Raw genomic sequence first — 20,978 nt, forward strand, 5'->3', positions numbered from 1 at the left:
ACACAGCAATGAGCTATCGAATCGACGCCCCCGCCAGCGCGCTGCAGGAAGTGCCGACGACGCTACGCGCGCAATCCAGCCGAACGACGCGCTCGACGAGCGAGTACCGCGCGCTCGACGCCGCGCATCACATTCACCCGTTTTCGGACATGGGCTCGCTCAACAAGACGGGCAGCCGCGTGATCGTGAAGGCGAAAGGCGTGTACCTGTGGGACTCGGAAGGCAACCAGATCATCGACGGCATGGCCGGGCTCTGGTGCGTGAACGTAGGCTATGGCCGCAAGGAACTGGCCGACGCCGCCTACGAGCAAATGCAGGAACTGCCGTTCTACAACACGTTCTTCAAGACCACGCATCCGCCGGTCATCGAATTGTCGGCGCTGCTCGCACAGCTTTCGCCCGAGCCGTTCAACCACTTCTTCTATTGCAACAGCGGCTCCGAAGGCAACGACACGGTGCTGCGCATCGTGCATCAGTACTGGCTCACGCAAGGCAAGTCCTCGAAGAAGGTCGTCATCTCGCGGCGGAATGCGTATCACGGCTCGACCATTGCGGGCGGCACGCTGGGCGGCATGGGCTACATGCACGAGCAGATGCCCTCGAAGGTCGAGAACATCGTGCACATCGACCAGCCGTACTTCTATGGCGAAGCGCAAGGCAACATGTCGCCCGAAGAATTCGGCCTCGCACGTGCACAACAGCTCGAAGCGAAGATTCTCGAAGTGGGCGCGGAAAACGTGGCCGCCTTCATCGGCGAGCCATTCCAGGGCGCGGGCGGCGTGATCTTCCCGCCCTCGACCTACTGGCCGGAAATCCAGCGCATCTGCCGCAAGTACGACATCCTGCTCTGCGCCGACGAAGTGATCGGCGGCTTCGGCCGCACCGGCGAATGGTTCGCGCATCAGCACTTCGGCTTCGAGCCCGATCTCATCACGATGGCCAAGGGCCTCACGAGCGGCTATGTGCCGATGGGCGCAGTGGGCATTCACGACCGCATTGCGAAGGCGCTCATCGAGAACGGCGAGTTCAATCACGGCCTCACGTACTCGGGGCATCCGGTCGCCGCCGCCGTAGCCGTGGCGAACCTCAAGCTGCTGCGCGACGAAGGCATCGTCACGCGCGTGAAGAACGACACCGGCCCGTACTTCCAGCAACGCCTGCGCGAGACGTTCGCCAATCATCCGATCATCGGCGACATCTCGGGCGCGGGTCTCGTGGCGGGCCTGCAGCTCGCCGAGGACCCGAAGGCGCGCAAGCGCTTCGCGAATGGCGGCGAGGTGGGCACGCTGTGCCGCGACTTCTGCTTCAACGGCAATCTCATCATGCGCGCCACGGGCGACCGCATGCTGCTCTCGCCGCCGCTCGTCGTCACGCGCGGCGAGATCGATGAAATCGTGTCGAAGGCGAAGAAGGCCGTCGACGCAACTGCGCAACAACTGGGTCTCTCTTAACGCGACTTGTCCACGGCGGGCGGCGCAACGGGGTGCTGGGCCTCCCGCCGATCTTCATCTTCAGGGGAAAGCAACATGAGTGTTAGTCATCTTCGTCATGCGGTCGCGATCGCGGCCCTCGCAGCGTGTGCCGGCCTCACGGCCCTTCCCAGCGCGCCAGCGCACGCGGCCGACGGCGATCTGAACGTCTACAACTGGTCCGACTACATTGCGAAAGACACGATCCCGAATTTCGAAAAAGAAGCGGGCATCAAGGTCAAGTACGATAACTACGACAGCGACGACACGCTGCAGGCCAAGCTGCTGGCCGGCAGCTCGGGCTACGACATCGTCGTGCCCACCTCGAATTACATGGCCAAGCAGATTCAGGCCGGCGTCTACCAGAAGCTCGACAAGTCGAAAATCCCCAACCTCGCGAACCTCGATCCCGTGCTCATGCACATGATTGCCGACGCCGACCCAGGCAATCAGTACGGCGTACCCTGGGCGTTCGGCACCGACGGCATCGGCTACAACAAGCAGGCAGTGGAGAAGGCGCTCGGTCCGAACGCGCCGGTCGACAGCTGGGCACTCGTGCTCGATCCGCAAAATCTCTCCAAGCTCAAGGGCTGCGGCGTGTCGTTCCTCGACCAGGCCGTGGACGTGTTTGCCGCGACGCTGCAATACATGCACAAGGACCCCAACAGCACGAACCCGGCGGACTATCAGGCCGCATTCGAAGTGCTGAAGAAAGTCCGCCCGTACATCACCCAGTTCAATTCGTCGGGCTATATCAACGACCTCGTGAACAACGATATCTGCGTGGCCGTGGCATGGTCGGGCGACGTCGGCATCGCGCACCGCCGCGCCGAGGAAGCCAAGCGCTCGTACGACGTCAAGTTCTCGAACGTGAAGGAAGGCGGCCTGCTGTGGTTCGACGTGATGGTCATACCCAAGGACGCACCGCACCCCGAAAACGCGATGAAGTGGATCAACTACATCTCGGATCCGAAGGTCAACGCGCAGATCACCAACGAAGTGTTCTACCCGACGGCGAACAAGGCCGCGCGCCAGTTCGTCACGCCGGCAGTGGCGCAGGACGCGACGGTGTACCCGTCGGAAGACGTGCTCAGGAAGATGACGCTGATGAAGCCGATGCCGGCCGACATCCTGCGCCTCGAAAACCGTCTGTGGGCCCAGTTGAAGACCGGCCACTGACACGCTGATTCCCCCCTGAAGGAAACAAGAAGGAGACGACGCGGAAGAGGGATCGCTCGACCCCTCTCCGCCTGAAGTGCGCAATTCCGAAGTCAGGCCGCGCAGCGCCGCCCCCCGTTATTGACGACGCGCGCGAGCCTTTCCCGAGCTCCGTTCGCAGTACTAAGTCGCGAGTCGCGCCAGCGCCCCGTGCGGGCCGGCTCGCGCCTGAAAAACGTGTACTGCGATCAGAAAGGAACCAAGGTCAGATCATGAATTCGACGTCCAAAGTCAACGCCCCAGAAGCTTCGCGCGCCAACGCGACCCCGGCCAGGAACGATGCGTTCGTTCGTATCGAAAACGTCGTCAAGAAGTTCGGCGACAGCACCGCCGTGGACAACGTGAACCTGAACATCGCCAAGAACGAGCTGTTTGCGCTGCTCGGCAGCTCGGGCTGCGGCAAGTCCACCCTGCTGCGCATGCTCGCGGGCCTCGAAACGGCCACCTCGGGCCGCATCTTCGTCGATGGCGAAGACCTCGCGTCGCTGCCGCCGTACCGCCGCCCCGTCAACATGATGTTCCAGTCGTATGCGCTCTTCCCGCACATGAGCGTGGAGTCGAACGTCGCGTTCGGTCTCAAGCAGGAAGGCGTGCCGAAGAACGAAATTCGCGAGCGCGTGGCCGACGCGCTCAACCTCGTGCAGATGGGCCGTTACGCGAAGCGCAAACCCCATCAGCTTTCGGGCGGCCAGCAGCAGCGCGTGGCGCTTGCGCGCTCGCTCGTGAAGCGCCCCAAGCTCCTGCTGCTCGACGAACCGATGTCGGCGCTCGACAAAAAGATCCGCCAGAAGACCCAGCTCGAACTGGTGAACATCATCGAGAAAGTCGATGTCACCTGTGTGATGGTCACGCACGATCAGGAAGAGGCGATGACCATGGCCAACCGCCTCGCCGTGATGAGCGAAGGCCGCATCGTGCAGATCGGCTCGCCCGGCGAAGTCTACGAGTTCCCCAACAGCCGCTTCTCGGCCGAGTTCATCGGCTCGACCAACCTGTTCGAGGGCAAGGTCGTCGAGGACGAACCCGATCACATCTTCGTGGAAAGCGAAGACCTCGAAACGCGCATGTACGTGAGCCACGGCGTCAGCGGCCCGCTCGGCATGCCCGTGGGCATTTCGGTGCGGCCGGAGCGCGTGCGCGTGACGCGCGAGAAACCAGGCACGCCGCACAACTGGGCGCGCGGCGTGGTCACGGATGTCGCCTACATGGGCAGCTATTCGCTCTATCACGTGCGCCTGCCGGGCGGCAAGGTGGTCGTCTCGAACCTCTCCAGCTCGCACCTCATGAACGAGGGTGCGCCCGCCTGGAACGACGATGTCTACGTGTCCTGGTCGCCGGCCAGCGGCGTCGTGCTCACGCAGTAAGGAGACCTCCATCATGAGTACCACTATTCCCGCCACGCCCGGCTCCGGCCGGGCAGCCGCAGACGCTCGCCGGGGCGCGCTCGCGCGCTTCTTCTCCCGCTTCGTGCCTTCGGGCCGCACCGCCGTGATCGGCGTGCCGTTCATCTGGCTCACGCTGTTCTTCGCGCTGCCCTTCGTGCTCGTGCTGAAGATCAGCTTCGCCGACCAGGTGATGGCTGTACCGCCCTACTCGAATCTCGTCGAGATGAAGGACGGCGTGGTGCACTTCGCGCTGCAACTCGGGCACTATGCGTTCCTGCTGCAGGACAGCCTGTACATCGCCACGTACATCAGCTCGCTGAAGATGGCGGCAGTCTCGACGATCTTCTGCCTCTTGATCGGCTACCCCATTGCGTACTACATCGCGCGCTCGAACCCGGCCACACGCAACCTGCTCATGATGGCCGTGATGCTGCCGTTCTGGACGTCGTTCCTGATCCGCGTGTACGCGTGGATCGGCATTCTCAAGGACGACGGCCTGCTCAACCACGCGCTGATGGCCATCGGCCTGATCCACACGCCGCTGCGCCTCTATCACAGCGACGCGGGCGTCTACATCGGCATGGTCTATTCGTACCTGCCCTTCATGGTGATGCCGCTCTATGCGCACCTCGTGAAGATGGACCTCACGCTGCTCGAAGCCGCCTACGACCTCGGCGCGAAGCCCTGGGTGGCGTTCACGCGGATCACGCTGCCGCTCTCGAAGAACGGAATCATCGCGGGCAGCCTGCTCGTGTTCATTCCCGCCGTGGGCGAGTACGTGATTCCCGAACTGCTCGGCGGTGCCGACACGCTCATGATCGGTCGCGTGATGTGGGACGAGTTCTTCAACAACATGGACTGGCCGATGGCCTCCGCCGTCACCGTCGCGATGGTGCTGCTGCTGCTCGTGCCGATGGCTCTCTTCCAGCACAACCAGGTCAAGGAACTGGAGGACCGCAAATGATCAAGCCTAATCGCGCACTCTCCGCAGGGGTGCTCACGCTCGGCATGCTGTTCCTGTATATCCCGATCGTCAGCCTCGTGGTGTATTCGTTCAATGAGTCCAAGCTCGTCACTGTATGGTCGGGCTTCTCGCTGAAGTGGTACGCCGCCCTGCTGCAGGACGACGAACTGCTCAGCGCCGCGTGGCTGTCGCTGAAAATCGGTCTGATGACGGCGTTCGCCTCTGTCGCGATCGGCACATGGGCCGGCTACGTGCTCGCCCGCATGGGCCGCTTCAGGGGCTTCGCGTTCTTCGCGGGCATGATCAACGCGCCGCTCGTGATTCCCGAGGTCATTCAAGGCATCTCGCTGCTGCTCCTCTTCGTCGCAATGGAGCAGCTCCTCGGCTGGCCAAAGGGCCGTGGCGTACTGACCATGTGGATCGGCCACGTGATGCTGTGCGTGTCCTATGTCGCGATCATCGTGCAGTCGCGCGTGAAGGAGATGAACAAGTCGCTCGAGGAAGCCGCGCTCGATCTCGGCGCCACGCCGCTCAAGGTGTTCTTCGTCATCACGCTGCCGCTCATCTCGCAGGCCCTGCTCTCGGGCTGGCTCCTCTCGTTCACGCTTTCGATCGATGACCTCGTGCTTTCCGCGTTCCTCTCCGGGCCGGGCTCGACCACGCTGCCGCTCGTCGTGTTCTCGCGCGTGCGCCTCGGGCTGAACCCGGAGATGAACGCGCTCGCCACGCTCTTCATCAGCGCGGTGACGATCGGCGTGATCGCCGTGAACCAGCTGATGAGCGCGCGCGAGAAGAAGCGCATGCGCGACATGCAACTCGCCTTCGTCCAGCCCGATGCCGCCGAAGCCATCACGCCAACCGCCGCCCCTGCCGGCGCGGTGGGTGCGCCGATCGGACGGCGCGCGGCGTGACGAGCAATCCATAAGAAGCCATATGCGACCCGTGCGGGTGGCGGCGCGCGCCGCCCGCCGCGCCCCAACCACACGCCGAAGTATCTGCAATAACGACCAACAAGGAGAATTCCAATGAAGAAGAAGTTAATCTGTCTGCTGGTGGCCGGGGCGTTGCCAGGGCTCGCTTTTGCCGACTCGACCAGCGAACAGATCAAGGCCCTGCAGGAACAGCTCAACGCCCTGCAAAAAGAGGTCAAGTCCCTGAAGACCGAACTGGCGCAGTCGAAGAGCACCGGCAAGGTGGTAGCCGCAGCACCCGTGACACCCGTAGCCGCAGCAGCGCCGGTCGACATCAGCTCGCCCGATTACGGCAAGGCGCAGGCGAACCTGACCAACGACCAGGTCGATGCGATGAAGCAGCAGATCGCGAACCAGCAGCTCAAGGTCGATTCGCTCACCGACGCCGCCAACACCGGTCCGCTCGCGGGCCTGTCGATCACCGGCTACATCGACCCGACGTACATCTACAACCGTGCACCGGGCACCTCGTCGTTCCTGTTCGCGAACCACACGGGTTCGTATAACTACTTCAACAGCACGTTCGGCGATGTCTATCTCGACATCAAGAAGACCTTCGGCGTGGGCCCGATGGCGCCTTCGGCCGAAATCACGCTCATGCCGAACCGCGGCAATGGCATCACGCTGCTGCAGAACGAGCACGGCGAGATCGGCAACAACATCCTGAACACGGCAGTCGTTACCGTGCCGGTGACTTCCACGGGCACGTTCGTCGCCGGCCTCATGCCGAGTTTTGGCGGCTACGAGGTGCAGCAGTCCAACCAGATGCTCACGCTCACGCATAACCTGCTCTACGACTTCTCCGATCCGGGCAGCTACGTGGGTATCGGCTGGAACTACACACCGGGCGGCAGCCAGTGGGCGTTCAAGTTCATGATCGGCAACGAGCAGTACCGCACCAACGGCGCGGTCGTGCAGACGGGCCAGAATGCGCTGGGAGACCCGATCACCACGAGCAACAGGATCCCGACGTTTACGGCACGTGCCGACTACACGTGGTCCAGCGCACTCGATATTGGCGGCTCGTTCAACATCGGCCGCCAGACGCTGCCGAGCGCGTTCGATTCGACGACGGGTCAGGCCGTGTACGGTGTGGGTGGCCAGGCATCGAGCTCGGGCGGCTACTTCTTCTTCGGCGAAGTGGACGCAAGCTACACGCTAGCGGACATCCAGTACAACGCCGAAGTCGATTACGGCCAGCAGCAGCGCGCGGCATTCAACGGCGGCAACGCGCAGTGGTACGGCTTCTCGCTGCTCGCGCACCGCAAGTTCTTCGCGCCAGTGGTGGGCCGCATGGGCGTGACCGCACGCTACGACCTGCTCGCGAACGGCAAGAACGGCGGCGGCGGCGGCGGTATCGTGCTCAACTCGAACGGCATGGATACGGCCAACGGCTTCGGCATTGGTGCGGACTGCCTGGCGAACTCGAAGGCCGGCGGCGGCTTCGGCTTCGAGTGCAAGGGCGCGACACGCCAGGACGTGGCGCTCGACCTGCTGTTCTTCCCGACGCAGCAGATCCAGGTGAAGGTGGAATATCGCCACGACTGGGCCACGCAGCGCGTTTTCCTGAACAGCGACGGCTCGTACAGCAAGAGCAACGACTTGCTGGGCGCGCAGTTCATCTACTCGTTCTGATGAAGTCGCGGCGGGCGCCGGCCTCGTGCTGCCGCCCGCCGTTTCCTGATTCGCTTTCCCTATGCTCAAATTCGCCAACCAGCCTCATGCCCCGTCCTGGTACGCGGCCACCGCCAACGAGACCACCGCGCACCCGGTGCTCGAAGGGGCGCTCGATGCCGATGTCTGCGTGGTCGGCGCCGGCCTCACGGGCGTTTCGGCTGCGCTGAATCTCGCCGAACGCGGCCACCGCGTCGCGCTCGTGGAAGCCTCGCGCGTGGGGTGGGCCGCAAGCGGGCGAAACGGCGGACAGTTGATCGGCGGTTTTGCCTGCGATATCGACACGTTCGCGCAGTTCATGCCCGAAGCCGAGGTCCAGCAGATCTGGGACATGGGTCTGGAAACGCTCGACATCGTGAAGCGGCGCGTCAAGCAGCACAACATCGACTGCGCGCTCACGGCAGGTTATTTCACCGCCGCGAACAAGGCACGCGACGTCGATGCGCTCAAACGCTGGCGCGACGAGGCGGCGCAGCGCTTCGGCTACGACCGCTTCCAGTACGTGGACGGCGACGGGGTGAGCCGCTACGTGGCGTCGTCGCGCTATCCGGGCGGCCTCTACGATCCCGATAGCGGGCATCTGCATCCGCTCAACTACACACTCGGGTTGGCGCGCGCGGCAGTCATTGCAGGCGCGCGCGTGTACGAAAACAGCCCCGTCACGCGACTGCGCGAAGAGAACGGCGCGCACGTGGTCGAGACCGCGCGCGGCAACGTGCGTGCGAAATTCGTCGTGCTCGCCTGCAATACGTTTCTGGGCGATCTTGCACCGGCGCTCGCACGCAAGATCATGCCCGTCGGCACCTATGTGATCGCCACCGAAAAGCTCGGCGCCGAACGCATGAAAACGCTGATGCCCGCGCAGGCTGCCGTATGCGACAGCCGCTTCGTGCTCGACTACTTCCGTCCCGCTGCGGACACGCGCCTGCTCTGGGGCGGCAAGGTGAGCTATTCCACCTTCGCGCCGCCCAATCTGGGCGAAGCCATGCGCCGCGACATGCTGAAGACGTTTCCGCAACTCACCGATGTGAAGGTGGACTACGCGTGGGGCGGGTACGTGGATATCACGATGAACCGCGCGCCGCACTTCGGCCGCCTCTCGCCCACGGTGTATTTTGCGCAGGGCTTCTCGGGCCACGGCGTGAACGTCACGGGACTCGCGGGCACGCTGATCGCCGAGGCAATCCACGGCCAGGCCGCGCGCTTCGACCTGTTCGGCAAGATCCGTCACCGCGATTTCCCCGGCGGCGCTACACTGCGAACCCCTGCCCTCGTGCTCGCGATGGCGTGGTATCGAATGAAGGACCTGCTTTGATGACACTCGACCTCGACGCCCAGGCGGACGCCCTCGCCCGCCACTCGTACTACGAAGCCACCGCGACGCGCCCCGCCGCCGACGACCCCGTGCTCGAAGGCACGCTCGACGCCGACGTGTGCGTGATCGGCGCGGGCTTCGCCGGGCTCTCGGTCGCGCTCGAGTGCCGCGCACGCGGCCTTTCGGTCGTGGTGCTCGACGCCCATCGTCCCGGCTGGGGCGCCTCGGGCCGCAATGGCGGGCAGACGCTCGTGGGCTTCGCGAAAGACGAAGTGCTCGAAAAGCAGCTCGGCGCGCAGGGCATACGCGCGGCGTGGGCGCTCTCCATCGAAGGCGTGAACCTCGTGCGCGAGCGCATTGCGCGCTATGGCATCGATTGCGACTTCACGCCGGGTTATCTGACCGTCGCAACGAAAACGAAGCGCGTGCCCGATCTACGCGCGTGGATGGACGCCGCACGCACGCGCTGGGGCTACGATCGACTCGAATGGCTCGACACCGACGCCACGCGCGCACGGGTGGCGTCGCAGCGCTACATCGCGGGCGTCTACGATCCGGTCTCGGGGCATCTGCATCCGCTCAAGTACTGTCTTGGCCTCGCCGCCGCCGCGCGTCGCGAAGGCGCGCAACTCTTCGCGCATTCGCGTGCGCTCGAAGTCGTGCGCGGCGCCCGGCCCGTCGTCAGAACGGCACACGGCGAAGTACGCTGCCGCTTCGTGGTGTCGTGCTGCAACGCCGCGCCGGGTGGCGTGCTGCCCGGCAGCGTGGCCGCGCGCATCGCGCCCATCGCCTCGTACATCATCGCGACAGAGCCGTTAGGCCGCGAGCTGGCCGACTCGTTGATCGCACAACGTTCCGCCGTGTGCGACAACAACTTCTTTCTCGACTACTTCCGTGTCTCGGCCGACCACCGCATGCTGTTCGGCGGCCGCGCCGACTCGACCGGCGCCGCGCCCGAACGCCTTACAGCGGCCATGCAGACGCGCATGAGCGATACCTTCCCGCAGCTCGCGGGCGCGCGCGTGGAATACGCGTGGGGCGGCTTCGTCGATGTCACGCGCAACCGCGCGCCCGACTTCGGCGCGATCGACCCGAATTATTACTATGTGCAAGGCTTTTCGGGGCACGGTGTGGCGCTCACGGGCATGGCAGGGCGTCTCGTTGCGCAGGCCATCGTCGGCGAGCGCGCTTCGTTCGATCTGTTCGCGCAGCTGCGGCACGCGCGCTTCCCCGGCGGCCCCGCGTGGCGGCGGCCCGCGCTCGAAATCGGCATGCTCTACCACCGCGTGATGGAAATGTTCTAACGCGGCACGCCCTGCACGTTCTGCCGGCCTGTTATACCCTTGCGAAAGTCCGCCGCCCTCGCGCGGCGCACGCACTTCCTCTGCTTGAAACGCCTATTCGCAAGGAGCACCAGCAATGGATTACGTCAGGTTCGGCTCGACAGGGCTGCAGGTTTCGCGTCTTTGTCTCGGTTGCATGACCTACGGCGTGGCCGAGCGCGGCACGCACCCGTGGACGCTCGGCGAGGACGCCAGCCGCCCGCTCATCCGCCAGGCGCTCGACGCCGGCATCAACTTCTTCGACACCGCGAACACCTACTCGGACGGTACCTCGGAAGAAATCGTCGGGCGCGCGCTGCGCGACTTCGTCAAGCGCGACGACATCGTGCTCGCCACGAAGGTCTACAACCGCATGCGGCCCGGCCCGAACGGCCAGGGTCTGTCGCGCAAGGCCATCCTCACGGAAATCGACCATAGCCTCAAGCGCCTCGGCACCGACTACGTCGATCTCTACCAGATCCATCGCTGGGACTACAACACGCCCATCGAAGAAACGCTCGAAGCGCTGCACGATGTCGTGAAGGCCGGCAAGGCGCGCTATATCGGCGCTTCGTCCATGCACGCGTGGCAGTTCAGCAAGGCGCTCTACACCTCGCGCCTGAACGGCTGGACCGAGTTCATCAGCATGCAGGACCACGTGAATCTGCTCTACCGCGAGGAAGAGCGCGAAATGCTGCCGCTGTGCACCGATCAGGGCATTGCCGTGATGCCGTGGAGCCCGCTCGCACGCGGCCGCCTCACGCGCGACTGGAACGAATCGAGCGAGCGCGAGGCCACCGACAAGTTCGGCAAGACGCTCTACGGCGCCGATGCAGATAAAGCCATCATCGATGCGGTTGCCACCATCGCGCGGGCGCACGACGTCCCGCGTGCGCAGGTCGCGCTCGCGTGGCTGCTGCATAAGCCCGCCATCACGTCGCCGATCATCGGCGCGTCGAAGCCGCAACACATCGAAGACGCCGTCGCGGCGCTCTCGCTCAAGCTCTCCGACGAAGAGATCAAGACACTCGAAGCGCCCTATCTCCCGCATGTGATCGCGGGCCATCAGTAAGCGATGCAGCCGCCGGCAGACGTTCGCGCACGATGCGCGCGAGCGTCTGCATGAGCGTGTCGGCAACCTGCGGCGGCGTTTCCGCATAGCCGAGCAGGAAGCCGTTGTAGCGCGTGGCGTCGGGTGCATCGACGCAATACGCGCTCAATGGCGACAGATGCAAGCCGTGTGCACGCGCGGCTTCGCTCACCTCGGCGTCGGCGAGCGGCGCGTCGAGGCGTACGCTCAAATGCATGCCGCCCGCGTCCGCCGACACCGTCATCACGCCGGCAAGATGTTTGTCGATGGCGGCGACCAGACCGTCGCGGCGCTCCTCGTAGAGCTTGCGCATGCGCCGCAAATGGCGCGCGTAACGCCCGCTTTCGATGAATTCCGCCAGCGCCAGTTGTTCCGCCACGCGCCCCTGGCGCACGAGCGTGTGGTGCGCCTGCGCGAACTGCGCGGCCACACGCTGCGGCACGATCATGAAGCCGATGCGCAGCGCCGGAAACAGCGTCTTGCTGAACGTGCCGAGATAGATCACGGGCGCGTCGTCGGCGAGGCCCTGGATCGACGGCAGCGGCGGCCCGTCGTGGCGCAGCTCGCTGTCGTAGTCGTCCTCGACGATCCACGCGCCGCATGCGCGCCCCTGCTCGATCAGCGCGAGCCGCCGCTCGAGGCTCAGCACGCAGCCCAGCGGATACTGGTGCGACGGCGTGAGATAAACGAGTCGCGGCGGCCGCTCGCGCCAGTCCTCGGGGCGCGCCGCCATGCCCGCCGCATCCACGCTCATCGGCACGAGTTGCAGCCCCGCGGCCGTGAACGCCACACGCGCGCCGAGGTAGCCCGGATTTTCGATCCACGCGCGCTCGCCCTCGTCCGCGAAGAGACGCGCGCACAGGTCGAGGCTCGACTGCGTGCCGTCCGTGACGAACACCTGGTCGGGCTGGCAGCGCACGCCGCGCGACACGCGCACATATTGCGCAATGGCCTGGCGCAGCGCGGGCATGCCCGCGCTGTCGCCATAGCCGAGATCGTGCGCGCGCAACTCGCGCAGCGCGCGTTCGACCGCCGTGCGCCATTGCGCGTAGGGAAACGCGTCGAGCGCGGGCACGCCCGGGCGCAACGCCTTCGCACCGTGGCGGCCCGAGCGGCGCGGCGGCAGTTCGCGCACGCGGCGCGCTAGCGCAGGCACGGGATCTTCGCGCTGCGCGGTCTGGGCCGGCGTTGCCGCGGCACCGGCGCTGACCGCGTTGACGATCGAACCGTGGCGCGTCGCGCTGACGAAGCCCTCTTCCACGAGCCGCTCATAGGCATAGAGCACCGAATTGCGCGCGATGCCGAGCTGCTCCGCGAGCGCGCGGCTCGACGCGAGGCGCGTGCCGCGGCCAATGTCGCCGTCGAGAATCGCGCGGCGCAGGCTCTCGTAAAGCAGGTCCTGCTGCGTGAGCTTGCGCACGGCGCGCTTCGCATAGGCCGTCATCATCAACGCGTAGTCCAAACCCGTGGCTCCATTGTTTTTGGTTTCGGTGGGACTAACAATGGTGCCACAAGTCGCTTACGCTTGGGAGTTTGGGATGCCCTGCCAACAAGGAGAAGATATGATCGACACGACGCTTCAAGTCCGCGCCGTCGCACCCGACGATTTCGCCGCATGGCTGCCGCTCTGGGACGGCTACAACCGCTTTTACGGCCGCTTCGACGCCACCGCATTGCCGGAACACATCACGCGCACGACCTGGTCGCGCTTCTTCGACGGCTACGAGCCCATGCACGCATTCATCGCCGTGCGCGGCGAACGCGTGCTCGGCCTCGTGCACTTCATCTATCACCGCAACACGATTCTGGAAGGGCCGATCTGCTATTTGCAGGATCTCTTCACCGTGGAAGACGCGCGCGGCCAGGGCGTGGGCCGCGCGCTGATCGAGGCCGTGTATGCGCACGCGAAGGCGTCGAATTCGTCGCGCGTGTACTGGCACACGCACGAGACGAATCACACGGCCATGCGGCTCTACGACGACGTGGCCGTGAAGCCCGGCTTCGTCATGTACCGCAAGGACGTTTGATGAGGCAGGTGAAGCGCCTCAGGCAAGATCCTTGAGCAACGAGGCGCGCACCTCGCCGTCGATGGTCTGCGTCGGCACGCGGTAATTCGGATGATCGCAGCCTATCGTGAGCGCGGCGCCTTCGCGTAACCGCGTCTTCATCTGCGGCGTGAGTTCGAAGCGGACGAAATGCACCGCCGAGGTCTTTTCGTCGTTCTCGCGTTCGAGGTCCTCGTCGGCGATCGCGTAGACGGGCGCCTCGCCATCCACCTGGACGAACACCTTGTCCTCGATGCCGATCAGCCGCGCCAGCGCCGCGCGCCGCTCGACTTCACTCTCGTATTCGAGCTGCAAGGTCGCTTTCAGGTTGCCGCCGTCGGGCACGAGCGGCAGATAGGCCGCGAGTTCGCCCTGAATGCCGTCTTCGTCGAAGATCTTTTCGATGTGCAGCATCTCCTGGATCTGGTAGCGAATCGTGGTCTCGTCCTCGAACAGGAACGTGAGGTGATTGCCGAGCGGCACCACGCGCTGCTTCTTGTGCTCGATGATGCGTTTGCGCATATCGCCCCGCACCCTGGCGTAGGCTTCCAGCGTCAACAGCGAATTTCTCGCGATCGTCATGAGTCGTGCCTCGTGAATGTTGCGGGTTGGCGTCGGGACCTAAATGCCATAGGCGCGGCGCAGCAAGGTAATGGGGTGAGCGAGCGGCGGCTCGCCTAGCTGGTTCTCTTCGATGCCCTGCGCAATGTGATGCCCCGCGAGCTGGCAATCGGACGAGATGAAATTTGGCCCGGCCTGGCCTGGCGCGGCCTGCCCCATCTGCTTGAACACGGGCGTGCCGATCTTCATCGACATGGCATGGAATTCCTTCTTCACGCCAAACGTGCCCGCGTGGCCCGAACAGCGCTCGACCACGGTCACTTTCGTTTCGGGCACGAGCGAAAGCAGGTCGAACGTCTTGCGGCCGATGTTCTGCACGCGCGCATGACACGGCACGTGATACGACACGTTGCCAAGCGGCGCACGGAAATCGGTCTTGAGCAGGCCGTCGCGATGACGCGCCACGAGGTACTCGAACGGATCCCAGAACGCGTCGCTCACCGCTTTCGTGTCGGCGTCGTCGGGGAACATCAGCGGCAGCTCATGCTTGTACATGAGCACGCAGCTCGGCACCGCGCCGATCAGCGCATAACCTTCGCGCGCGTAACGCGCGAGCATCGGCATGTTCTGCGCCTGCTTGTGCGCCACGCCCTCCAGATTGCCCTGCTCCAGCAGCGGCATGCCGCAGCACCACTCGCTCTTCACCAGCTCGTAGGGAATCTCGTTGTGGTCGAGCACCGCGAGCAGATCGTGGCCGATGCCGGGCTCGTTGAAGTTCACGTAGCAGGTCGCGTAAATGGCGACCTTGCCCGGCGTGCGTTCGCCGTCGCGCACCTCGCTCGAGGCCGCACGCTTGGCAACGTTACGAAACTTGTGGGTGGCGAAGTCGGGCAGCCACGCCTTTCGATCGACGCCCAGCATGTCTTCCATTGCGCCGCGCATCGCCTTCGTGTGGTTGATCGCGTTGACCGTTTGCGTCACGACGGGAATGCCGGCGATCTGGCCGAGCGCGTCGGTATTCGAGAGCACGCGGTCACGCAGCTTCACTTCGCCCTTGCGATAGTGAACGGCCTTGGCGCGCAGCATCAGATGCGGAAAATCCACGTTCCACGGATGCGGCGGCACGTAGGGGCACTTCGTCATGTAGCAGAGATCGCACAGATAGCACTGGTCGACAACCTTGTCGAACGACGCCTTGTCGACGTCGTGCGCTTCGCCGCTATCGGTTTCATCGACGAGATCGAACAGCGTGGGAAACGCACCGCAGAGCGACACGCAGCGCCGGCAGCCCGCACAGATATCGAACACGCGCGCGAGTTCCGTATCGAGCTGGGCCTGGTCGTAAAAAGCGTCGGAGCGCCAGTCGAGCGGATGGCGGGTCGGCGCTTCGAGACTGCCTTCCTTGTGGGGCATGACGTCTCCTTCTTTTATTTATCAGCCAAATACGCGGCCAGGTGGGCGCGCGCGAACGCGCACCGGTGCTTGCCCGGCACGCGAAACAAAAAGCGCGCGTCATGGGTGCGTGCCGTCAGGCACGCGGCAATGCCCGACCCGCCTCAGTCCGCCAGCACGTCCAGCGCCTTCGTATAGCGGTTGGCGTGGCTGCGCTCCGCCTTGGCGAGCGTCTCGAACCAGTTCGCGATTTCGTCGAAGCCTTCGTCGCGCGCGACCTTGGCCATGCCGGGGTACATGTCGGTGTATTCGTGCGTTTCGCCCGCAATGGCCGCCTGCAGATTCAGACGCGAGGTGCCGAACGGCAGCCCGGTTGCCGGGTCGCCTACCGCTTCCAGATATTCGAGGTGGCCGTGCGCGTGGCCGGTTTCGCCTTCGGCGGTCGAGCGAAACAGCGCCGCGACATCGTTTTGTCCTTCTACGTCGGCCTTGGCTGCGAAATACAGATAACGGCGGTTGGCCTGTGATTCGCCGGCAAATGCATCCTTGAGGTTCTGTTCCGTCTTCGAGCCCTTTAGCTGTGCCATCTATGCCTCCATCGTTCGACCTGAAATGTGGGGACGCGACGCAATTCGCCTCGTGCAATGCAGCATGCGTGGGCGACTTCGGCGCACTATCAATCTAGGTTGTGGCGTTTGCGTTCCCAATTGTGAATTTCAATCCCGGCGATAGCGTAGCCGGGTTTACGCGGGCCGAAATGCGCATAAACGGGGCGGGTCCAGGCACGCGCCATGCGCGCGACGTTCTGTCCTGCACTCTTCACTTTGCGCGCGCGCGGAGTCGTCCTAGACTTTGAAATTGCCGACGCGCCCGATTAATTTTGCGGAGATGCCATGCGACTTACGATCCTGATCAACGGTTCCGATCCGACCGTCAATCACGACTATGCAGTGCTCTGGCTCGACACCGACCAGCAACGCTGGTCCCGCGAGTCTCACGAAGGGATCGACCTGCCAGAATGGGGTGAATTGCGCGACGTGAATGGTGTCACGTCGCTGTGCGCACCGCTCGAAAACGAGCCGCTGTGCACGCTGCGCGGCCTGCATGTGAACCGCCGCCAGGAAATCAGTTCAGCACACGGCGACGCGACATGGTCGTGCGAAACCTCGCACTCGCCGATGGAAGGCCAATGGCGCCTTCAGGCGGTGGACCGCCAGATGGTCCGCGCCGAGCATTCGCTTTTTGCAGGCTGAGTCGTGGTTGATGATTTGACCGATTGAATGCAGGCGGCATCATTTGCCGCCTCGCTCCTTGCGCAGCAACGCAACGCTGCCGCGCTCATTGCATCTGTTTGTGCGTCACCTCTCGCTTGCGCCCGCCCTTGAGCGGGCGCGCGTTTTTTTGCGCCTGCATTTTTTCTCTCGCCTCCACGCGCGCCATGCGCCCGCTATACTTTCAGCCCGCTTGATCCCACCCCAGTCCAGCCTGTCCTCTCGATGAAGAAGCTGTTTGCCTCGCTTGTTACCTCCCTGCTGCTCGCCGCCGCGAGCCACGCAATCGCCGCACCGGCCTGTTCGCAATTCGTGCCCGACGGCCAGTTCCCGACGCTCACGAATCAGCGCATGGCGCCGAAAACGCGCATGCTCTGCTATTCGGATTTTGTCGTGCTGCATTCGGGCGTCACGCACGGGCCGCTGTGGTCGGCCGAGCATCTCACGCGCGACCACCTCGAAGCCGCGAAGGACATGACGCGCACGAACCGCTTCTTCGAAGACGACCGCCTGCCCGAAGGCGAAGGCGCGACGCTCGCCGACTACAAGCGCAGCGGCTTCGACCGCGGCCACATGAGCCCGGCGGGCAACCGCTGGAATGCACAGGCGATGGCGGAATCGTTTTCACTCGCCAATATCGTTCCGCAGAATCGCGACAACAACCAGCGCCTTTGGGCCCATATCGAAAGCGCCGTGCGCAAGCTCGCGTCGAAGTATGGCGAAGCCTATGTCGTGACCGGCCCGCTGTTCACGGGCGCACAACTCCAGACGATCGGCGCGACGCGCGTGCTCGTGCCGACGCAGATCTTCAAGGTCGTGTACGTGCCTTCTCAGCAGCTCGCGTTTGCGATCGTCGCGGACAATACGGCTGTCGACCGTTACGACGTGCGCTCGGTGCGCGATCTCGAAGCGCAGAGCGGCATTTCATTCCCCGGAATTCCGGCGAATGTCGCGGCGAAGGAAAAAGTTTCGTTCAATGGCCGCGGCTTTGCCGTGAGCAAATGGGGCTGGTAGGCGCGCCCCCCATTACGCATCAGGAGGATCACAAAGTGTTCGACGCATATGCAAACGACAACGACGTGCTCAACGTGCAAGGCGACGCGCTCACGCTCACGAACGGCACGACGCGCGTGACACTCGCCGGCACGCTGGAACTCACGCGCGACAAGCGCGGGCTCGCCGCCGCGCTGGCGCTGAAGGCGGCGCTCGACGACGTCGTGAAGACACTGCAGGCCGACCCGCACCTGCCCGCGAAGGTCGCCGACGAGCCGGACCAGAAGCCCGGCGTCGTCGACAATCCGTTCAACTGATCACGCTCATGCGAAGCGCATGCTTTAGAACGGCTTGCCTTCGCTCTCGCTCCAGGCGCGCGCCATGAGCGTGTTCGAGGGCAGCGTTTCGTCGAGCAGCTTCTTCGCGCTCTGCGCGCCCGCGATCGGCAGGCCGGTGGGATCGATCGCGCCGATCTGCGCGAGCACCGAAGCCTGATCCCAGTAGATGTGCTCGTTATAGAGCTTGTTGCCGCGAAAGCAGATCACGGCGAGCATCGGCACTTCGAAGTATTTGCCCGTGGGCGCGAGGCCCGGCAGCAGCCAGTCGATCTCGCGGTCATGCGTGCAGCAGAAGATGAACTCGTCCACCACGCGGTCCGAGCCGATCGTGCGCGAGATCGGGATCAGGCGCGTGTCCTCCGGGTTCGAATGCACGAAGTGGTGCGTGTAGAAGCGCTTGAGCTCGTCGTGGCCCACGCCGCCCGTCATCGTCGGAATGTGGTTGACGTAGGGCTGCGCGACCATGGTCGGCATCACGTCGCTCGGGTTGCGCGCGACGAACTCGTGGTAGCAGTGCTCTTCCCACAGCGCGTTGAAGTCGTAGATCGGGCCGAGCACCCGGCGCAGCATGGCGAGCGTGCGCGAGTAGGCCATCATCGTGGCCGGCTTGTCGTACGTCGAGCGGGAAGACGAAGCGAACGCGTGATCGCAGCCAGGGTACGTATACAGCTCGACGCCAGGCTTGCCCGCCAGCGCCTGCGCGATGCGCTCGCGCGTGGCGGCGTCGCAGTGGGCGTCGTCGGCGCCGAAGTGCAGCATAAGGGGGCACGTGATGCGCGCGGCTTCGTCCAGATCGTTTTCGAGGCCCACGGCGTAATAGCCGATCGCGCAATCGACATCGGTGCGCGTCGCGCTCAGGTACGCGAGCTTGCCACCCAGGCAGAATCCCACCACGCCGACCTTGCCGCGGTGCTGCGGATGCGCGCGCAGCGCACCGAGCGTTTGCGCCACGTCCTGCATCGCGAGGTCGACGTCGAAGCGCTCGTAGAGCGAGAACGCCTTCTGCGCGTCGGCGCCTTCGTAGCCAAGATCGACGTTCGGCTCCAGACGCCAGAACAGGTCCGGCACCATCACGACGTAGCCTTCCTCGGCATAGCGGTCGGCGAGCGCGCGCATGTAGCCATTCACGCCGAAGATCTCCTGCAGCAACACGAGGCCGGGGCCGCTGCCCTCGGGCGGCAGCGCCGTGTAGGCGCGGAATTCGCCGCCGTCGTGCGACTTCACCTGAGTCCATTGTCCGTTCATTGGGGCTGTCTCCTCTTTTCGGTCTGATTAGCTGCCGTAGATTAGCGTCGATCTCGCGCCGCTGCAGCGCGTCGCACCATTCACGCCGCGCCGAAGCCGCCCGCCGCCGCGAGCGGCGGCAGCGCCGCCTCGCCGCGTATCCACGCGTACTGCGCCAGCTCGGCCATTTCCTTGTCGCCGCGGCTGTCGCCATACGCATAGAGCGTGGCGGGCGCGTTCGCCCCCCACCACGCACGCAGCCGTGCAACCTTCTCCGGCCCCCAGCAGTTGTTGCCCGCCAGATGGCCCGTGTATAGGCCGTCGCGCCATTCGAGCTCGCTCGAAAGCACGGTGCCGATGCCGACCGTCTTCGCCCACATGCGCAGATAGATCGACGGCGACGCGCTCACGAGCACGACCTCATGTCCGAGCGCCTGGTGTTCGGCCACGCGGGCGAGCATCTCGGGGCGCAGCAGCGCGGGGAGACGGCGCTCGACAAAGCGCTGCGCGGCAGCTTCGAGCACCTCGCGCCGCACGGCTCCCATCGCGGCGTACAGGAAGCGCGCCTTAGTGGGCCCGCGCGGCGACCAGCCGAGCGGAACGCCGATGAGCGACGGCAAACAGCGCAGCGCGGCGGCGGCGAAGCGGACGGGCCCGGCGGCGTCGAGCATGAACGCGCGAAAGCTGTCGGACGTGGTGATGGTGCCATCAAAGTCGAATGCGGCGACGACGCGGTCGTTCATGAAGCGGTATGGGCCTGGCGTGGATGGGAAAGGCGACGCGGCTGGGCGCGCCGAACGGGCGTCATTGTCGGCGCAAACGCGATCCTGCTGCAACGCGGCCCAGGCGCGCTCTTTGATGTTGACGTAATGCATCAACATGTATCGATATGGACGTGCATGGATGCCGAAGCATCAGCGTCATTGCGCGTTCGACGCCAGACCCGCGGCATCGACGATTTCGATTTCGCCGTAGCGCAACGCGAGCCACCCCTCGCGCTCGAACTGGCGCAGGATCTGGTTCACCGTTTGGCGCGAGAGCGCGAGCATCAGCGCGAGATCCTCCTGCGGCACGTTGATCACGCGGCGCGCTCGCGGCCCGCCTTGCGTGCCGGCCGCCTCGCCGTACTCGTTCGAGAGCAGCAGCAACCGGCGCGCCACGCGCGCGGAAGCGCCCAGCAGCGCGGTTTCCTCGATCGCGTCGAACGCGAGACGCAGTTTTTGCGCGAGCAGCAGGCCAAACGCGTGCCAGTACGCCGGCGTTGCCTCGAGCAGCGCCACGAGCGCCGCGCGCGGCACGTGAAAGAGCGTGGAATCGCGCTCGGCGTAGGCGTCGTGCGTGCGCGCGCCGCCGTCGAAGAGCGCGATCTCGCCGAACCAGTGCGCGGGCCCGACCACGGCGAGCAGCGCCTCGCGGCCCGCTACGCTCGCCGCCCCGACGCGCACCGCGCCTTCCAGCACGCAGTAGAGACCGTCGTCGGCGTCGCCGCGCATGAAGAGGCGTTCGCCCGCCTGCAGCGTGCGCAGGCGCCCCGCCGCGCGCAACGCCTCGCGCAACGGTTCGGGCGCGCCGCGAAACCACGCGCTGCGCTCGAGCGCGGCGACGGACGGCGAACTGGCGGTGATGGACGGGACGGAACGTGAAGGCATCGGGACAGGGTGAGCGGGGCCAGGCGAGTCACAAAGCGGCGCAATTGTCGGCTAGCCGAAGGTTTGCGCTCGTCAGCCCGACGATCATAATGATTTT

The 20,978-nt window shown here is 64.8% G+C and carries 20 protein-coding genes; 13 read left to right on the forward strand and 7 right to left on the reverse strand.

Annotation, left to right across the window (positions count from 1 at the left end; all coding sequences use genetic code 11):
• Positions 1–8 precede the first annotated feature (8 nt).
• From AB4Y35_RS01145 to AB4Y35_RS01185, 9 genes are all read left to right on the forward strand, one after another.
• Positions 9–1,451, forward strand: coding sequence for an aspartate aminotransferase family protein (locus AB4Y35_RS01145; RefSeq protein WP_368703020.1), 1,443 nt, complete (start codon positions 9–11; stop codon positions 1,449–1,451).
• 75 nt (positions 1,452–1,526) lie between these two features.
• A complete protein-coding gene (locus tag AB4Y35_RS01150; RefSeq protein ID WP_368703021.1) occupies positions 1,527–2,648 on the forward strand; it encodes a polyamine ABC transporter substrate-binding protein in 1,122 nt (373 codons plus the stop codon).
• 251 nt (positions 2,649–2,899) lie between these two features.
• A complete protein-coding gene (locus AB4Y35_RS01155; RefSeq protein WP_368703022.1) occupies positions 2,900–4,051 on the forward strand; it encodes an ABC transporter ATP-binding protein in 1,152 nt (383 codons plus the stop codon).
• A 13-nt stretch (positions 4,052–4,064) separates the two neighbouring features.
• The gene (locus AB4Y35_RS01160; protein WP_368703023.1) at positions 4,065–5,036 is read left to right on the forward strand and encodes an ABC transporter permease subunit; all 972 of its coding nucleotides are present in this window, start codon (positions 4,065–4,067) and stop codon (positions 5,034–5,036) included.
• Positions 5,033–5,947, forward strand: coding sequence for an ABC transporter permease subunit (locus tag AB4Y35_RS01165; protein ID WP_368703024.1), 915 nt, complete (start codon positions 5,033–5,035; stop codon positions 5,945–5,947). The genes AB4Y35_RS01160 and AB4Y35_RS01165 overlap by 4 nt, the downstream gene beginning before the upstream one ends.
• Before the next feature lie 114 nt (positions 5,948–6,061).
• Positions 6,062–7,642 carry a DUF3138 family protein gene (locus AB4Y35_RS01170; protein WP_368688660.1) on the forward strand — a complete coding sequence of 527 codons (1,581 nt, stop codon included), beginning with the start codon at positions 6,062–6,064 and terminating at the stop codon, positions 7,640–7,642.
• A gap of 61 nt (positions 7,643–7,703) precedes the next feature.
• Entirely contained in the window at positions 7,704–8,996 is a 1,293-nt protein-coding gene (locus AB4Y35_RS01175; protein WP_368703025.1) for an NAD(P)/FAD-dependent oxidoreductase, read from the forward strand.
• A complete protein-coding gene (locus AB4Y35_RS01180) occupies positions 8,996–10,300 on the forward strand; it encodes an NAD(P)/FAD-dependent oxidoreductase (protein WP_368703026.1) in 1,305 nt (434 codons plus the stop codon). Before AB4Y35_RS01175 ends, AB4Y35_RS01180 begins: the two co-directional genes overlap by 1 nt.
• A gap of 115 nt (positions 10,301–10,415) precedes the next feature.
• Positions 10,416–11,390, forward strand: coding sequence for an aldo/keto reductase (locus AB4Y35_RS01185; RefSeq protein ID WP_368703027.1), 975 nt, complete (start codon positions 10,416–10,418; stop codon positions 11,388–11,390).
• On the opposite strand, the gene AB4Y35_RS01190 is transcribed toward AB4Y35_RS01185, so the two are convergent.
• Positions 11,338–12,870 (reverse strand): PLP-dependent aminotransferase family protein, encoded by a 1,533-nt coding sequence (locus tag AB4Y35_RS01190; protein WP_368703028.1) that lies wholly within the window; start codon positions 12,868–12,870, stop codon positions 11,338–11,340. The genes AB4Y35_RS01185 and AB4Y35_RS01190 overlap by 53 nt on opposite strands.
• A gap of 100 nt (positions 12,871–12,970) precedes the next feature.
• Between AB4Y35_RS01190 and AB4Y35_RS01195 the strand changes: the two genes are divergently transcribed.
• Entirely contained in the window at positions 12,971–13,435 is a 465-nt protein-coding gene (locus AB4Y35_RS01195; RefSeq protein WP_368703029.1) for an N-acetyltransferase family protein, read from the forward strand.
• Between the two features lie 18 nt (positions 13,436–13,453).
• Here AB4Y35_RS01195 and AB4Y35_RS01200 read toward each other — a convergent pair whose 3' ends face one another.
• The 3 genes from AB4Y35_RS01200 to AB4Y35_RS01210 all read right to left on the reverse strand — a co-directional run bounded on the left by AB4Y35_RS01200 (position 13,454) and on the right by AB4Y35_RS01210 (position 15,993).
• Positions 13,454–14,035, reverse strand: a complete 582-nt coding sequence (locus tag AB4Y35_RS01200) for a DUF3501 family protein (protein ID WP_368703030.1) — start codon at positions 14,033–14,035, stop codon at positions 13,454–13,456.
• Between the two features lie 39 nt (positions 14,036–14,074).
• The gene (locus tag AB4Y35_RS01205; RefSeq protein WP_368703031.1) at positions 14,075–15,427 is read right to left on the reverse strand and encodes a heterodisulfide reductase-related iron-sulfur binding cluster; all 1,353 of its coding nucleotides are present in this window, start codon (positions 15,425–15,427) and stop codon (positions 14,075–14,077) included.
• A gap of 143 nt (positions 15,428–15,570) precedes the next feature.
• Complete coding sequence (locus tag AB4Y35_RS01210; RefSeq protein ID WP_069261580.1) at positions 15,571–15,993, reverse strand: rubrerythrin family protein; 423 nt, start codon at positions 15,991–15,993, stop codon at positions 15,571–15,573.
• A gap of 306 nt (positions 15,994–16,299) precedes the next feature.
• Between AB4Y35_RS01210 and AB4Y35_RS01215 the strand changes: the two genes are divergently transcribed.
• The 3 genes from AB4Y35_RS01215 to AB4Y35_RS01225 all read left to right on the forward strand — a co-directional run bounded on the left by AB4Y35_RS01215 (position 16,300) and on the right by AB4Y35_RS01225 (position 17,987).
• Positions 16,300–16,659: a DUF3564 domain-containing protein gene (locus AB4Y35_RS01215; RefSeq protein ID WP_042268533.1), complete on the forward strand. Its 360-nt coding sequence runs from the start codon at positions 16,300–16,302 to the stop codon at positions 16,657–16,659.
• Positions 16,660–16,902: 243 nt separating this feature from the next.
• A complete protein-coding gene (locus AB4Y35_RS01220; RefSeq protein WP_368703032.1) occupies positions 16,903–17,691 on the forward strand; it encodes a DNA/RNA non-specific endonuclease in 789 nt (262 codons plus the stop codon).
• Between the two features lie 35 nt (positions 17,692–17,726).
• Complete coding sequence (locus tag AB4Y35_RS01225) at positions 17,727–17,987, forward strand: hypothetical protein (RefSeq protein ID WP_254320152.1); 261 nt, start codon at positions 17,727–17,729, stop codon at positions 17,985–17,987.
• Between the two features lie 24 nt (positions 17,988–18,011).
• Here the strand turns inward: AB4Y35_RS01225 and AB4Y35_RS01230 are convergent, their stop codons facing one another.
• The 3 genes from AB4Y35_RS01230 to AB4Y35_RS01240 all read right to left on the reverse strand — a co-directional run bounded on the left by AB4Y35_RS01230 (position 18,012) and on the right by AB4Y35_RS01240 (position 20,857).
• The gene (locus AB4Y35_RS01230) at positions 18,012–19,253 is read right to left on the reverse strand and encodes a dienelactone hydrolase family protein (RefSeq protein ID WP_368696601.1); all 1,242 of its coding nucleotides are present in this window, start codon (positions 19,251–19,253) and stop codon (positions 18,012–18,014) included.
• An 80-nt stretch (positions 19,254–19,333) separates the two neighbouring features.
• Positions 19,334–19,975: an HAD family hydrolase gene (locus tag AB4Y35_RS01235; RefSeq protein ID WP_368703033.1), complete on the reverse strand. Its 642-nt coding sequence runs from the start codon at positions 19,973–19,975 to the stop codon at positions 19,334–19,336.
• Positions 19,976–20,152: 177 nt separating this feature from the next.
• Complete coding sequence (locus AB4Y35_RS01240) at positions 20,153–20,857, reverse strand: Crp/Fnr family transcriptional regulator (RefSeq protein WP_368703816.1); 705 nt, start codon at positions 20,855–20,857, stop codon at positions 20,153–20,155.
• Positions 20,858–20,978: the final 121 nt, after the last annotated feature.

Source organism: Paraburkholderia sp. EG286A, from assembly GCF_040965375.1.
Taxonomy (GTDB): Bacteria; Pseudomonadota; Gammaproteobacteria; order Burkholderiales; family Burkholderiaceae; genus Paraburkholderia.

Excerpts from the sequence above, each read along its gene's own strand:
- AB4Y35_RS01220 (WP_368703032.1), top strand. The coding sequence starts at position 16,903 with ATGAAGAAGCTGTTTGCCTCGCTTGTTACCTCCCTGCTGCTCGCCGCC.
- AB4Y35_RS01145 (WP_368703020.1), top strand. The coding sequence starts at position 9 with ATGAGCTATCGAATCGACGCCCCCGCCAGCGCGCTGCAGGAAGTGCCG.
- AB4Y35_RS01160 (WP_368703023.1), top strand. The coding sequence starts at position 4,065 with ATGAGTACCACTATTCCCGCCACGCCCGGCTCCGGCCGGGCAGCCGCA.
- AB4Y35_RS01210 (WP_069261580.1), bottom strand. The coding sequence starts at position 15,993 with ATGGCACAGCTAAAGGGCTCGAAGACGGAACAGAACCTCAAGGATGCA.
- AB4Y35_RS01200 (WP_368703030.1), bottom strand. The coding sequence starts at position 14,035 with ATGACGATCGCGAGAAATTCGCTGTTGACGCTGGAAGCCTACGCCAGG.
- AB4Y35_RS01150 (WP_368703021.1), top strand. The coding sequence starts at position 1,527 with ATGAGTGTTAGTCATCTTCGTCATGCGGTCGCGATCGCGGCCCTCGCA.
- AB4Y35_RS01215 (WP_042268533.1), top strand. The coding sequence starts at position 16,300 with ATGCGACTTACGATCCTGATCAACGGTTCCGATCCGACCGTCAATCAC.
- AB4Y35_RS01155 (WP_368703022.1), top strand. The coding sequence starts at position 2,900 with ATGAATTCGACGTCCAAAGTCAACGCCCCAGAAGCTTCGCGCGCCAAC.
- AB4Y35_RS01185 (WP_368703027.1), top strand. The coding sequence starts at position 10,416 with ATGGATTACGTCAGGTTCGGCTCGACAGGGCTGCAGGTTTCGCGTCTT.
- AB4Y35_RS01235 (WP_368703033.1), bottom strand. The coding sequence starts at position 19,975 with ATGAACGACCGCGTCGTCGCCGCATTCGACTTTGATGGCACCATCACC.
- AB4Y35_RS01195 (WP_368703029.1), top strand. The coding sequence starts at position 12,971 with ATGATCGACACGACGCTTCAAGTCCGCGCCGTCGCACCCGACGATTTC.
- AB4Y35_RS01180 (WP_368703026.1), top strand. The coding sequence starts at position 8,996 with ATGACACTCGACCTCGACGCCCAGGCGGACGCCCTCGCCCGCCACTCG.
- AB4Y35_RS01170 (WP_368688660.1), top strand. The coding sequence starts at position 6,062 with ATGAAGAAGAAGTTAATCTGTCTGCTGGTGGCCGGGGCGTTGCCAGGG.
- AB4Y35_RS01165 (WP_368703024.1), top strand. The coding sequence starts at position 5,033 with ATGATCAAGCCTAATCGCGCACTCTCCGCAGGGGTGCTCACGCTCGGC.
- AB4Y35_RS01175 (WP_368703025.1), top strand. The coding sequence starts at position 7,704 with ATGCTCAAATTCGCCAACCAGCCTCATGCCCCGTCCTGGTACGCGGCC.
- AB4Y35_RS01205 (WP_368703031.1), bottom strand. The coding sequence starts at position 15,427 with ATGCCCCACAAGGAAGGCAGTCTCGAAGCGCCGACCCGCCATCCGCTC.
- AB4Y35_RS01230 (WP_368696601.1), bottom strand. The coding sequence starts at position 19,253 with ATGAACGGACAATGGACTCAGGTGAAGTCGCACGACGGCGGCGAATTC.